This window comes from Acinetobacter sp. VT 511, from assembly GCF_001077515.1.
GTDB classification, from domain to species: domain Bacteria; phylum Pseudomonadota; class Gammaproteobacteria; order Pseudomonadales; family Moraxellaceae; genus Acinetobacter; species Acinetobacter schindleri.
The window spans coordinates 1-12,612 of sequence record NZ_LFRE01000095.1 but is presented as its reverse complement, the minus strand read 5'-3'; the positions used below and the strand labels follow the sequence as shown (position 1 = coordinate 12,612).

Here is a 12,612-nt window from a genome sequence, read left to right as displayed (position 1 = left end):
AGCCTTAAATAGCCTTTAACAAGTTAACCATTTCAATCGCAGTCAAGGCAGCTTCACTACCTTTATTGCCTGCTTTTGTTCCAGAGCGTTCAATCGCTTGTTCAATACTATCCGTAGTGAGTACGCCATTAATGACAGGAAGACCAGCGTCCAGACCAACTACGCCTAAACCTTTGGCACATTCACCTGCCACGAAATCGAAGTGCGGTGTGCTACCACGAATCACAGCGCCCAAGGCAATGATGGCATCGAAATTACCAGTCGCTGCTAATTTTTTTGCAACGATTGGAAGTTCCCAGGCACCAGGTGCATGAACGACCGTGATATTATCCTCTGATACACCATGGCGTTTCAATGTATCAACGGCACCTTCTAACAGATGTTCAACAACAAAGCTATTAAAACGACCAACTAAAATCGCATAACGGTCTTCGTTCGCGAGATGTAACATACCTTCAATACGGCGAACAGCCATAATAACCTCGATTCTTATCTTAAGATGTGTGTTGTGCAGTGATGTATTCCACCACTTCTAAATTAAAACCTGACAATGCATTAAAGCGTAATGGTGAACTCAGCAGCTTCATTTTTTCTACGCCTAGATCACGCAAAATTTGTGCACCGACACCAATCGTTTGATACTGCTGCGACAGTGCAGCATTGGATTTCACATTTTTGGGTGCTTTTAAAGTATCGAGCGCAGGACCTAGATCTTGTAAATGACGTTGACCGATCCAGACCAGGACACCACGATCACTACTTGCAATTTCTTTAAGTGCCTTGTCTAAATTCCAGGCCGGTTCGCCGTCCTGTTTATTCAGTTTTAATAGGTCCCGTGTCGGGTTAAAGCCGTGGACACGTACAGTCGTTACGCCTTCTTTCGGCTCGCCTTTGACTAGTGCCACATGAATATCCGGGTTACCTAACTCACGGTAACGATACAGATCAAAGGTACCGTATTCGGTATCAATTGTTTGCTGATCTAAACGTTCAACCGTCTGCTCATTGGTCATGCGATAATGAATCAGGTCAGCAATCGTACCAATTTTCAAGCCATGCTTTTCGGCAAAGACTTCAAGGTCTGGACGACGTGCCATGGTGCCATCTTCATTGATGATTTCACAAATGACCGATGCTGGTTCTAAACCTGCAAGACGCGATAAGTCACAGCCTGCTTCGGTATGACCTGCACGGTGCAGGACACCACCTGGCTGTGCCATCAATGGGAAGATATGACCAGGCTGTACGATGTCCGTAGGTTTAGCATGAGCCGCCACAGCGGTTTGAATGGTATGCGCACGCTCTGCAGGTGAAATACCGGTAGAAATACCTTCAGCTGCTTCAATCGATAACGTGAAGTTGGTCCCGTGTTGAGCACCATTAGCATCTACCATCAATGGAAGATTCAACTGTTGGCAACGTTCTTTACTTAAAGTCAGACACACTAAACCACGAGCATGAGTGATCATAAAGTTGATGTCTTCAGGACGCACGTGCGTGGCAGCAATGACTAAATCGCCTTCATTTTCACGATCTTCATCATCCATCAAGATGACCATTTTTCCTGCACGGATATCTGCTACAAGCTCTTCAACTGTATTGAGCGGCATCAACCTTCACCTTCTTTTTTGATCTTGTTCAGACCGAATCATGACATTATTGGTTGCATAGTCTAACGCTTTTTGAGCAATTTTGCCTATGCTTATTGATTTCCCTAAACTGAACATTGTTATACACAGTCTTTTTCGGCAAAGAAAGCCGACTTTATATGGAAGTTTTTAATTTTTGTATTTTTTTTATCCAATTGAAAATATTAAAAAAATCAATACTTATCATAGAGGGATATATACTTGTTTTGGATAGCTTTATGATTTTATTGGGATAGAGGGACGGTTATTTTTTTGTTTAAGATAAAATTACCAAGTCAATAAAAAAGCGAACTGAAGTTCGCTTTTGCTTAGACAGGAATTAGAAGAAACCTGCGGGTTTGGTCGAGTAGCTGACAAGCAAGTTTTTGGTTTGTTGATAATGATCGAGCATCATTTTGTGGTTCTCGCGTCCAATCCCTGATTTTTTATAACCACCAAATGCCGCATGGGCAGGGTAAATGTGATAACAGTTGGTCCAGACGCGACCTGCCTGAATCGCACGGCCGGCACGATAAGAGGTATGGGCTGAACGCGACCAGACACCAGCACCTAAGCCATAAATGGTGTCATTGGCAATTTTAATGGCATCATCAAAGTCTTTAAAGGTGGTGACCGCAAGCACCGGTCCAAAAATTTCTTCCTGAAAGGTTTTCATGTCATTGGTGCCTTTAAAAATGGTCGGTTCAATATAGAAGCCTTGACCTACTTCATGGCGTGCTTCACCACCTGTTAAGACCTGAGCACCTTCTTCACGGCCTGTGGCGATACAACCCAAGATCTTATCTTGCTGTTCTTGCGATGCCTGTGCGCCAATCATGGTGTCGGTATCCAGTGGATGACCGGTCTTAATGCGCTTGACACGCTCAACTGCACGTTCCAGGAATTTGTCGGCAATACTTTCCTGTACCAGTGCACGTGAAGGGCAGGTACAGATTTCTCCTTGGTTGAGGGCAAACATGGTAAAACCTTCCAGGGCTTTATCTAGGTATTCATCCTCTTGATCCATCACATCTGCAAAGAACAGATTCGGTGATTTACCACCGAGTTCCAGCGTTACCGGAATAATATTCTCGGTCGCATACTGCATGATCATTTGGCCGACTGCGGTTGAACCGGTAAAAGCAATTTTTGCGATACGAGGGTTGGTCGCCAGTGGGCGACCGACTTCGACCCCATAGCCATTAACAATATTCAGTACACCGGGTGGTAAAAGATCCTGAATCAGTTCAACCAGCACTAAAATACTGACAGGGGTTTGTTCTGCTGGTTTCAGCACAATACAGTTCCCTGCAGCTAAAGCCGGAGCCAGTTTCCATGCGGCCATGAGAATTGGGAAATTCCACGGAATGATTTGACCGACAACGCCGAGGGGTTCATGGAAATGATAGGCGATGGTGTCTTCGTCAATTTCTGAAATGCCGCCTTCTTGCGCGCGAATACAACCAGCAAAATAACGGAAGTGGTCGATACATAACGGAATATCTGCATTCAGGGTTTCACGAATCGGTTTACCGTTGTCCCAGGTCTCTGCCACCGCAAGCAATTCCAGATTTTCCTCTAGACGATCGGCAATCTTGAGCAGGATATTTGAACGTGTGGTCGGTGATGAGCTATTCCACTGTGCTTTGGCAGCATGGGCGGCATCGAGTGCGAGTTCAATATCTTCAATACTGGAGCGTGGTGCTCTGGTAAAAACTTTGCCATCGACTGGGGAAATATTATCAAAGTATTCACCTTTGACAGGCGGCACCCATTTACCGCCAATAAAATTTTCATATTGTGCTTTAAATTGAATTTTTGAACCGTCAGTATTTGGATCTGCATAGCGCATATTTTTGTCCTTTCATTGATTGTTATAGCTGTGAGAGAAATAAAGCTGAGAGACGAAGACTCATCTTGGAATGAAGAGTTATAGCTAATATAAAGAGCAAATCTGACGCTATGTCGAGGGTTTACAAGCGTGCTACAAAAGGTAACAAAGAGGGGGTAAGGAGATTTCCTTATTTTTAATAAAAATCAAATTATTAACCTATAAATATTAAATTTTTAAAATGTTAAAACATGATGTTTCGCACATATAAGCTTGCTAAAAAATAACAATTAGTACCTGCTTGATGAAAAATCTTTGAGCAAATTTTGGGGGAAGGTCATTTATCATTTTCCTTCCCGCTATCTTGCAAATAATAAGGGTTATGAACTGTTCAAAGTCCTTTGGTCTGTAACCATTCAAACAGCTGTTGATAGACCTGTTCCCGTACCGCTTTTTCTGACAGGACCAGGTCATGCAAGCCATTATGAATTTCGCACAAGGTGACATCGCCCGATATTTTTCTGGCATGCTGAATCATATCCTGCACTTCCAGAATCACATCGCTGCTTTGTGCATGACGATTAAATTTTCGTGGATAAGTCGTCTGATGCGAATGCATGATCAGGACAGGAATGCTTAACTGAAGACCTTGATGCAGTTCTTTTTGCGCCTCATGAATGGCATGTACAAAGCTCAAACGCACCATGGGATAACGGACTTTTTTCCATTCGAGGTTAAAGTTCCATTCACCATGATGGCTGGCGTGCAAACTCGGGACATACCACTTATTAAGACGACTTGGGAACAGCAAGTTTGGAAAACGTTTGCCCATTGCTGCCATTCGAGGAATGGCAAATTTCTTTTCCAGACGGCTCATATTGAAGTCATAAAAGGGACTGTTTGCCCAGAGCGCTTTAATCAGGGGGTGATCAGGATGATGTGCTGCATACAAGGTTGTGGTTAAGCCCCCCGTTGAATGTCCGCAAAGCAGCACGGCGTCATGACTTTCCTGACCGATAATATCCAGTGCCTGAGTAATTTCTGCATCATATTCTGACAGGCTATGAACGTTATAGTACTTCTGATGCGGCAAATAGGAGCGGCCATATTTACGTAGGTCCAGCGCATAAAAGTCAAAACCCTGCTCATTGAAACGCTCTGCCATTTCAGTCTGGAAAAAATAGTCGATAAAACCGTGGATATATAGCACCGCCTTTTTAGTCGTTTCAGCTGCTTTCTTGCGAACGAGGGTCGCCACCACCTGACCTTCATAATCATTCGGAAGATCTAAGGTGGCCTGTTCATAGCCAGCCCCTAAAATATCGGGTTGATAATTTACCTCTATCTTTGTTGTCATTATTTTCTCTTAACTTCTTGTTCGGATTTTATATTTAGATATTTCTACACTAGCGTCAAATAAAAAAACAGTATTTTCTAATGAGGAACTGATCACCTGAAATTAAAGATAAACAGCTCATCGGGATAGAATAAATAGGAGGCAAAGCTTCTCTGTACTGAAAAAGATATCTATAAGTTCCTTGTTTGTTATTTTGCTGGTAAATATAAGGCTAGAAAATACAGAAAAAGACTATGATCCAATCAATAGAATGCGCTTGTGCTCGGACCACATTGGAGTGTAGAAAGGCGCCATGTATGATACGCACCTCGCTAATGCATGTAATTTTGTATAACGAAGCTAAAATTATGGATGTAGATTGAAGAAAGCAATTTTTATTTTTTAAATCAATAAATCAATTGAAGTAGGGGATTGTGGAAATACCCAGAGAAATAGATATTCAACCAGGCATCTAACTTTAATCTGGCCAAAAGCTGAAAATAAAAAAAGCCCTAATCTTTCGACTAGGGCCTTTTAAATTTGGAGCGGGAAACGAGACTCGAACTCGCGACCCCAACCTTGGCAAGGTTGTGCTCTACCAACTGAGCTATTCCCGCAGGGTCGAATAATTTTTTACTATTAAAAAACTAAACAAAAAAGAATATGGAGCGGGAAACGAGACTCGAACTCGCGACCCCAACCTTGGCAAGGTTGTGCTCTACCAACTGAGCTATTCCCGCATGCCGTGTATAATACAGCATGCAAAAACAGGGTCAATAACTTTATGAAAAATCTTGCACCGTTTGCATAAAATAAAATCAATTCAGCCAATTCAGCGCTATAAATCGACAAAATTTATGCAAAATTTTGTTAAAACAGGGCCTTGGCAACCTTTAACTCTCCTTGAGCACAGTAAAACTCATGACAGAACAGGGTATACTGAATAGAATTTGGATCATTTGTAATTGCGGAGAAGGCCATGAGTATTGAACAAGTCTTAAGAGAGCGTCTGGCTACCCTGTCTCCATCTCATCTTGAGGTGGTAAATGAGTCTTCTGGTCACGGTGGCTATTACCCGGGTAAGGAATCACACTTTAAAGCGGTAATTGTGAGTGAAGCTTTTGCAGGCCTGCGTCAGGTACAGCGTCATCAGAAAGTCTATGCCGCAGTAGGCGATTTACTGAGCCCGGAAAAAATCCATGCATTAGCAATCCATGCTTTTGTTCCAGAAGAGTGGAGCGGTCAGGATACGACCAGTCCTGAATGTGCACATGCCCCAAAAAACTAAGAGGAACATATGGAAACCCAATTATTAGTCAAAATTATCCATATGTCAGCGGCCAGTCTGGCAATTATCGCGATTCTGGCACGTGCATTTACCTTGTTTGTTGGTACACAGGGCAATTTACCTAATCCGGTTGCACGCAAGCTATTTGTTGCCTTGCAGCATCTGGCACTTGCCGTAATTGCTTTGACGGGCGTCATTTCGCTAGTGATAAAAAACTTTGAAGTACAACCCTGGTTCTATGCCAAGGTCATTTTATTTCTGGTACTGGTTTCATCTTTGATGAAAGCCTATAAAAAAGATGACTCTGTCCTGATGGTTCAACGTCGTGCTGGCCTGGTTATTGCAATTATTTCATTAGCTGCAATTATGGCACTTGTGATTATCAAGCCAACTTTTGGCTAGAAAATAACATCATTTTGTTTGGCTAAATTTTAAATAGATTGATAAAAATAATAGGGGGTTTTAATGCGTACACGTGTGGTGTTTAACCAAAAAGGTGGCGTGGGGAAGTCGAGTATTGCTGTAAATCTGGCAGCAATCAGTGCACATCAGGGGCACAAAACCCTGCTCATTGACCTCGATCCACAGGCCAATTCCAGCCAGTATCTGCTTGGTGATGATGCGACCTATTCGGGAGACAAGCCTGCATTAGAACCCAATATTGAAAACTATTTTGATGAAGTGCTGGGCAGCCAGCAGAACAAGGGTTTGATTGGCAATGCCATCGGCTCAATTCTGAAAACCCGCACTAAAGGCCTGGAAAGCTATGTGCACCAGTCACCGTTTAAACATCTGGATGTGATTCCAGCCAGCCCAAGTCTCGGCACACTGGCACATGCACTGGAATCCAAACATAAGATCTATAAACTACGTGATGCCTTAAAACAGTTAACGGGTCAGTATGAGCGGGTGTTTATTGATACGCCGCCGGCTTTTAATTTCTTTACCTTATCAGCTTTAATTGCGGCAGATCGGGTGCTGATTCCCTTTGACTGTGATGTATTTTCCAAACGTGCTCTGCATACCCTGATTGAAAATGTCATCGAAACCCAGGACGACCATAATGACCGTCTTGAAATTGAAGGAATTGTGGTCAATCAGTTTCAGGCTCAGGCCAAACTGCCACGTGAGGTAGTGCAACAGCTGAAAGATGAGGGCTTGCCGGTATTGAAAAATATGTTGCCGCCATCGGTGATCATGAAAGAATCTCATCAGAAAAATCAGCCCTTAATTCATCTGGCTACTGATCATAAATTGACTCAGGCCTATCAATCGTTGTTCAATGAGATTGAGCAAAAATAAGATTGATGATTCCAGCATGAAACTCATGAAATTCAGTCTTGGCGTAATGGGCCTGGCTTTGTTAAGTGCCTGTGCTACGACCGTCAAGCCGACCTATGTGTCGCCAACCCAATACCAGTCCTATGACTGCGGTCAGCTGCAAGGCGAATATAACCGTATCCAGCAGTATATCGACAATGGTGTACAAGCGCCGAAACGAACGGGTGTTGGCGTAGGCGTAGGCGTCGGTGTGGGTGGCGGCTGGGGTAGCCATAGTGGTTGGGGTATTGGGCCGAGTATTTCAGTGAATATGGGTCAGTCCTCTAATACCAAGAAGACCGAACTGGCACGTGTTTTAGGTGAGCAGGAAGCGATTGTTCAGGCAGCGCGCTATAAGAGCTGCCCACTGATCATTCGCCAGGCTGCACCAAAAATATAATGATGAAGATAAAAAATAAAAATGCTGACTGAGGTCGGCATTTTTTTAGCATCGCAGTCCGGAAAGGGGCGTTATTTTGCATATAAAACTAGCTGGAATGACTGCTCGGAACAAATTTATGAGAATTTTCATCTTGTTATATATTGAGCAGATTCGTTAATGTTGCGCCATTCTTTGCGGTAAGTTTGCGTATGATCGAAAACTGGCTATTTATTCTGGCTGTGATTACAGTATTGATGATTCCGGGCCCAGGCAATGCACTGGTTGCCAGTGCGGCACATCAACATGGTCAGGCCAGAACCAGTTTATATATACCTGCTATTCTGCTGGGTTACTTCTATGCCATTAATGTCTGGGCCTTGCTGATACATCTTGCTGTCCCGATCTGGCCGAATTTCCAGGGCATGCTGCATATACTGAGCACAATTACTGTAGGCTGGATGACCTTCCGGTTGTTTAAAGCCAGGCAGCTAGAGCAGCATAATCATAAGCACCCGATGATCCGGCCTTGGCAGATGTTTACTGCGACTTTAAAAAATCCTAAAGCGGCTTTGTTTGCTTCCGGTATTTTTCCCATGGCGACCTGGGAAAATCCAACTAATTTCGTACTGGTCTTCGCGATATTTAGTCTGGTGACATTACCGGTGTTTGTCTTCTGGATGGCGTTCGGTCAGGCAATTCTGGCAAGGGAGTCGGAGAAAATAAAAACCGACCTCATGTATAAAGGGTCGGTCCTGTTTTTGCTGCTTTGCCTGATTCCGCTGATCATCAGTTTGTTTAACTGAATTCAGCGATCAGGATTTAAGCCATTTTGTTCTTTTTCAGCTTCTGTTGAACAAAACCGAAGATGCCTGGCAATACACTAATAATAATGATGCCGAAGATCAGATAGGTAAAGTTATCTTTAACGATTGGCATATTTCCAAACAGATAACCCAAAATCACAAAAGAGCTGATCCACAAAAAACCACCAATCACGTTATAGCTCAGGAAATATTTATAATTCATGCTGCCAGCACCGGCCACAAAAGGAGCAAAGGTACGGGCGAAAGGCACGAAACGGGCAAAGATAATCGTCTTGCCACCATGTCTGGCAAAAAATTGCTGGGTTGCTAGTAGGTGTTTTTTATTGATAAAGCGCGATTCAACTTCAAACACACGCGGCCCAATGAACTTGCCAATATGATAGTTCAGTGTATCGCCCAGTACTGCCGCCACAAATAGGAGCGGAATCAGTACCCACGGATCCATGGCCCCAGTAGATGCTGCAAGTGCCCCTGCAGCAAACAGCAAGCTGTCACCCGGCAGGAAAGGCATGACTACCAGTCCCGTTTCTACAAAGATAATCAGGAAAAGAATGGCATAAATCCACACCCCATAATTAGTGATGAATTCAAGCAGATGGTCATCTACATGTAGGATAAAATCAAGCAGTTCCATGGCGCCAGTACAAGCAAAAGTGTGCCCAAATCCTAACAGTGATTAGGCTTAAAGTCAGCATCAAAAGTGGTCTATTTCCAGCCTCATCATTCTAAAAATAAAACGATGAATCTTATTTTGGTTATTAATAATTAAAAATGAAACTTATAAGATGTGCTCATGTTTTAGCAATTATCTTCGAGTTTTTATCATGTTGAATCCAAATCGTATTATCGCCAATCTTGTTGCTCATCCTGTACTTGAATCCGTAACATTCGTGTCTGCACGTGCCTTAATGGCTTATATTTTTATTGTGGCAGGTTGGGGCAAAATTGCTGGTTATGAAGCAACGGTTGGTTATATGCAAGCTATGGGTGTTCCTGCTGAATTATTACCTGTGACGATTTTGCTGGAATTGGGTGGTGGTTTAGCGATTTTATTTGGCTTGCAGACCCGTGTAGTGGCAGCACTCTTGGCTGGCTTTAGCTTAGTGACTGCATTTTTATTTCATGGTACGCCTGAGGATGCAGTGAACTTTATGAAAAACTTTGCGATGGCAGGTGGCTTATTGCTATTGGTATTACAGGGTGCAGGTCGCTTCAGTTTTGATCATCTGATTGAGCACCAATAACAAAGCAACGCTCCAATCGAGCGGTCTAAGACCGCTTTTTTTGTGGATACATAACATTAAACTAGCTTTACCGAATTAAGCTTCGTTCAGTGCATTCACTCTGCTTAGATAGAATCAGGAATTTAGACCTGTTGTTTAAGGAGTATATTGAATGCAAAAGCAAATTTTAGCTGTATTAATGACGGGACTCGTTGTTAGTGGCGGTGCATGGGCAAAGTCAGATCAGGCCCTCCTTGCTGAAGCTCAAAAAAATAAAGTCAGCATTGCTCAAGCACAAAAAATGCCGGATGAAACTGGTGTAACCTTAACAGGTAAAATTGTGCGTCAAGTTGCACCGCAGAGTGATGATTTTGAACTTCGAGACAGTAGTGGCACGATTATTATTGATGTTGATGATGACCTGTGGAAACCGTTGAAGTTAAAAGCGGGCGATAACGTTCGTGTGCTTGGCGAGGTAGATACTCATCGTGAGAAACCTACCGATATTGATGTGATTAGTATCGAAAAAGTGAAATAACCATATTTAAAGTTCTGCTTCAATCTCATGCAATCTTGAATCAAGGATTGAAGCAGATCTGATAAAAAATTCAGTCTGATCAAGATGCAGTGCTAAATATGTATATATTTCAAGCGCCTTGAAACAGTGTGCGTAATGCAGCGAAAAATGATAGAATACGGCGCTTATCTTTCGTTTGCCTTTCTATAGTTGTTTGTCATGACTACCAATACTCAAATCACTGAAGATCGTATCCTGATTTTGGATTTCGGTTCTCAATATAGCCAATTGATTGCACGTCGCGTACGTGAGTCTGGCGTATATTCTGAAATGTTTGCCTATGACATGTCTGAAGAAGACATTCGTGCATTTAATCCAAACGGTATCATCTTGTCAGGTGGTCCTGAGAGCGTTCACGAAGAAGGCAGCCCGCGTGCGCCAGAAGTTGTGTTCAACTTGGGCATTCCTGTATTGGGTATTTGCTACGGTCTGCAAACCATGTCTGCACAACTTGGCGGTAAGGTTGAGCCAGGTACAGTACATGAATTTGGCTATGCTGAAGTAGACATTCAAATCCGTGATGGTCTTATTGGCGATCTTGAAGATTCAGCAGACAAATTAAAAGTCTGGATGAGCCACGGTGACAAAGTGACTCAAATTCCAGAAGGCTTCCAGATTACTGCCAGCACACCAAGCTGTCCGGTCGCAATGGTGTCTGATGAAAAACGCCGTTTCTATGGTATTCAGTTCCACCCGGAAGTCACTCATACTGCCAAAGGTAAAGAGTTACTGTCTAACTTCGTTCACAATATCTGTGGTTGCCGTAGCCTGTGGAACTCTGAAAACATTATCGACCTTCGTGTTGAACAGCTTCGTGAACAGATTGGTGATCAAAAAGTACTGCTCGGTCTTTCAGGCGGTGTAGATTCATCAGTTGTTGCGGCACTTTTACACCGTGCAATTGGCGATCAATTGACATGTGTATTCGTGGACAATGGTTTACTTCGTCTGAATGAAGGCGACCAGGTTATGGACATGTTTGCGAAAAACATGGGTATCCGTGTCATTCGTGCTGATGCTGAAGAGCGTTTCTTGACTGCACTTGCGGGTGAAGTTGATCCAGAGAAAAAACGTAAAATCATCGGCCGTGAGTTCATTGAAGTATTTGCTGAAGAAGCACGTAAGCTTGATGGTGTAAACTTCCTGGCTCAAGGTACGATTTACCCTGACGTGATCGAATCTGCTGCAAGCAAACAAGGCAAAGCACATGTGATTAAATCACACCACAACGTGGGTGGTTTACCAGAAGATCTAGCATTTGAACTGGTTGAACCAATTCGTGACCTGTTTAAAGATGAAGTACGTAAATTGGGTACCACTTTAGGTCTTCCATTTGAAATGCTTTATCGTCACCCATTCCCGGGTCCGGGTCTAGGTGTTCGTATTTTGGGTGAAGTGAAAAAAGAATATGCTGACATTCTCCGTTTAGCAGATGACATTTTCATGCAAGAACTTCGTGCTAGCGGTTGGTATGACAAAACTGCGCAAGCATTCGCAGTATTCCAACCTGTTAAATCTGTTGGTGTTGTAGGTGATGGTCGTCGTTATGCATGGGTCATTGCACTTCGTGCAGTTGAAACTGTTGACTTCATGACAGCTCGTTTTGCTCACCTTCCATACGAGCTGGTAGATAAAATCTCGACTCGTATCATGAATGAAATTGCTGAAGTTTCTCGTGTGGTTTATGACGTATCGTCTAAACCACCTGCGACGATTGAATGGGAGTAATTTAGGGGTTTCAAGAAGCGAAGCTTCTTGCCTAAATTACGCTAAGAGCTGTGCTCGCGGCAGTGAGGAATTTTTAAAAGAGATGCCTGATATCTCAAAATAAAAAAAGAGCGCTTAGGCGCTCTTTTTTTATTTATACTGCATGAAAATTAGACTTTAAAAAAGAGTTTATTGAATGTCATTGCCTACTTATGATCAATTGATGCTTCCTTTAATGAAGTTATTGTTTGAGTTAAATGAGCCTATAAAAATTTCAGATGCGGCAAATATATTAGCTGAACGCTCAAAGCTCTCAAAAGACATACTCAATCAAACACTTCCAAGTGGAAAGAATATTTTTAAAGATAGAGTTTCTTGGGCAAAGACGTGGCGAATTCAAACATGAGGTGCGACAGTTTCAAAAGCCATATGATAATCAACAAGCTGAGCAAATTTCTCTAATGGTGTAAGCCAATCTAACGCCTTTCTAGGACGA

Annotated in this window: 13 protein-coding genes, 2 tRNA genes and 1 pseudogene; 9 read left to right on the top strand and 7 right to left on the bottom strand. The window is 42.9% G+C overall.

The window, feature by feature from the left end:
• Window positions 1–4: 4 nt before the first annotated feature.
• From ribE to ACS72_RS15245, 6 genes are all read right to left on the bottom strand, one after another.
• Window positions 5–475, bottom strand: coding sequence for a 6,7-dimethyl-8-ribityllumazine synthase (gene ribE / locus ACS72_RS15270; RefSeq protein ID WP_004895821.1), 471 nt, complete (start codon window positions 473–475; stop codon window positions 5–7).
• A 19-nt stretch (window positions 476–494) separates the two neighbouring features.
• Entirely contained in the window at window positions 495–1,610 is a 1,116-nt protein-coding gene (gene ribBA / locus ACS72_RS15265) for a bifunctional 3,4-dihydroxy-2-butanone-4-phosphate synthase/GTP cyclohydrolase II (RefSeq protein WP_004895820.1), read from the bottom strand.
• 358 nt (window positions 1,611–1,968) lie between these two features.
• Window positions 1,969–3,480: an aldehyde dehydrogenase family protein gene (locus tag ACS72_RS15260; protein WP_048882573.1), complete on the bottom strand. Its 1,512-nt coding sequence runs from the start codon at window positions 3,478–3,480 to the stop codon at window positions 1,969–1,971.
• A gap of 370 nt (window positions 3,481–3,850) precedes the next feature.
• A complete protein-coding gene (locus ACS72_RS15255) occupies window positions 3,851–4,816 on the bottom strand; it encodes an alpha/beta hydrolase (RefSeq protein ID WP_048882572.1) in 966 nt (321 codons plus the stop codon).
• 520 nt (window positions 4,817–5,336) lie between these two features.
• A tRNA-Gly gene (locus ACS72_RS15250) sits at window positions 5,337–5,412 on the bottom strand.
• Between the two features lie 47 nt (window positions 5,413–5,459).
• Window positions 5,460–5,535: transfer RNA gene (locus ACS72_RS15245), tRNA-Gly, on the bottom strand.
• Window positions 5,536–5,774: 239 nt separating this feature from the next.
• Between ACS72_RS15245 and ACS72_RS15240 the strand changes: the two genes are divergently transcribed.
• The 5 genes from ACS72_RS15240 to ACS72_RS15220 all read left to right on the top strand — a co-directional run bounded on the left by ACS72_RS15240 (window position 5,775) and on the right by ACS72_RS15220 (window position 8,588).
• Window positions 5,775–6,083, top strand: a complete 309-nt coding sequence (locus ACS72_RS15240) for a BolA family transcriptional regulator (RefSeq protein WP_004814186.1) — start codon at window positions 5,775–5,777, stop codon at window positions 6,081–6,083.
• 9 nt (window positions 6,084–6,092) lie between these two features.
• On the top strand, window positions 6,093–6,485 hold the full coding sequence (locus ACS72_RS15235) for a SirB2 family protein (RefSeq protein WP_048882571.1): 393 nt from the start codon (window positions 6,093–6,095) through the stop codon (window positions 6,483–6,485).
• Window positions 6,486–6,548: 63 nt separating this feature from the next.
• Window positions 6,549–7,385 carry a ParA family protein gene (locus ACS72_RS15230; RefSeq protein ID WP_048882570.1) on the top strand — a complete coding sequence of 279 codons (837 nt, stop codon included), beginning with the start codon at window positions 6,549–6,551 and terminating at the stop codon, window positions 7,383–7,385.
• A gap of 16 nt (window positions 7,386–7,401) precedes the next feature.
• On the top strand, window positions 7,402–7,803 hold the full coding sequence (locus ACS72_RS15225) for a hypothetical protein (RefSeq protein ID WP_048882631.1): 402 nt from the start codon (window positions 7,402–7,404) through the stop codon (window positions 7,801–7,803).
• 191 nt (window positions 7,804–7,994) lie between these two features.
• Window positions 7,995–8,588: a LysE family translocator gene (locus ACS72_RS15220; RefSeq protein WP_048882569.1), complete on the top strand. Its 594-nt coding sequence runs from the start codon at window positions 7,995–7,997 to the stop codon at window positions 8,586–8,588.
• Window positions 8,589–8,604: 16 nt separating this feature from the next.
• Here ACS72_RS15220 and ACS72_RS15215 read toward each other — a convergent pair whose 3' ends face one another.
• Window positions 8,605–9,243, bottom strand: a complete 639-nt coding sequence (locus tag ACS72_RS15215; protein WP_004814195.1) for a DedA family protein — start codon at window positions 9,241–9,243, stop codon at window positions 8,605–8,607.
• 190 nt (window positions 9,244–9,433) lie between these two features.
• Here ACS72_RS15215 and ACS72_RS15210 point away from each other — a divergent pair, with 190 nt between their 5' ends.
• The 4 genes and pseudogenes from ACS72_RS15210 to ACS72_RS15195 form a co-directional block, all read left to right on the top strand.
• On the top strand, window positions 9,434–9,853 hold the full coding sequence (locus tag ACS72_RS15210) for a DoxX family protein (protein ID WP_048882568.1): 420 nt from the start codon (window positions 9,434–9,436) through the stop codon (window positions 9,851–9,853).
• Window positions 9,854–10,004: 151 nt separating this feature from the next.
• Window positions 10,005–10,370 (top strand): NirD/YgiW/YdeI family stress tolerance protein, encoded by a 366-nt coding sequence (locus ACS72_RS15205; protein WP_048882567.1) that lies wholly within the window; start codon window positions 10,005–10,007, stop codon window positions 10,368–10,370.
• A gap of 198 nt (window positions 10,371–10,568) precedes the next feature.
• Window positions 10,569–12,137, top strand: a complete 1,569-nt coding sequence (guaA, locus tag ACS72_RS15200) for a glutamine-hydrolyzing GMP synthase (protein WP_004895334.1) — start codon at window positions 10,569–10,571, stop codon at window positions 12,135–12,137.
• A 175-nt stretch (window positions 12,138–12,312) separates the two neighbouring features.
• A pseudogene (locus ACS72_RS15195) lies at window positions 12,313–12,516 on the top strand (winged helix-turn-helix domain-containing protein); the annotation flags it as partial.
• Between the last annotated feature and the right edge of the window lie 96 nt (window positions 12,517–12,612).

Excerpts from the sequence above, each read along its gene's own strand:
- guaA (WP_004895334.1), top strand. The coding sequence starts at position 10,569 with ATGACTACCAATACTCAAATCACTGAAGATCGTATCCTGATTTTGGAT.
- ACS72_RS15210 (WP_048882568.1), top strand. The coding sequence starts at position 9,434 with ATGTTGAATCCAAATCGTATTATCGCCAATCTTGTTGCTCATCCTGTA.
- ACS72_RS15220 (WP_048882569.1), top strand. The coding sequence starts at position 7,995 with ATGATCGAAAACTGGCTATTTATTCTGGCTGTGATTACAGTATTGATG.
- ACS72_RS15240 (WP_004814186.1), top strand. The coding sequence starts at position 5,775 with ATGAGTATTGAACAAGTCTTAAGAGAGCGTCTGGCTACCCTGTCTCCA.
- ribBA (WP_004895820.1), bottom strand. The coding sequence starts at position 1,610 with ATGCCGCTCAATACAGTTGAAGAGCTTGTAGCAGATATCCGTGCAGGA.
- ribE (WP_004895821.1), bottom strand. The coding sequence starts at position 475 with ATGGCTGTTCGCCGTATTGAAGGTATGTTACATCTCGCGAACGAAGAC.
- ACS72_RS15255 (WP_048882572.1), bottom strand. The coding sequence starts at position 4,816 with ATGACAACAAAGATAGAGGTAAATTATCAACCCGATATTTTAGGGGCT.
- ACS72_RS15225 (WP_048882631.1), top strand. The coding sequence starts at position 7,402 with ATGAAACTCATGAAATTCAGTCTTGGCGTAATGGGCCTGGCTTTGTTA.
- ACS72_RS15205 (WP_048882567.1), top strand. The coding sequence starts at position 10,005 with ATGCAAAAGCAAATTTTAGCTGTATTAATGACGGGACTCGTTGTTAGT.
- ACS72_RS15235 (WP_048882571.1), top strand. The coding sequence starts at position 6,093 with ATGGAAACCCAATTATTAGTCAAAATTATCCATATGTCAGCGGCCAGT.
- ACS72_RS15230 (WP_048882570.1), top strand. The coding sequence starts at position 6,549 with ATGCGTACACGTGTGGTGTTTAACCAAAAAGGTGGCGTGGGGAAGTCG.
- ACS72_RS15260 (WP_048882573.1), bottom strand. The coding sequence starts at position 3,480 with ATGCGCTATGCAGATCCAAATACTGACGGTTCAAAAATTCAATTTAAA.
- ACS72_RS15215 (WP_004814195.1), bottom strand. The coding sequence starts at position 9,243 with ATGGAACTGCTTGATTTTATCCTACATGTAGATGACCATCTGCTTGAA.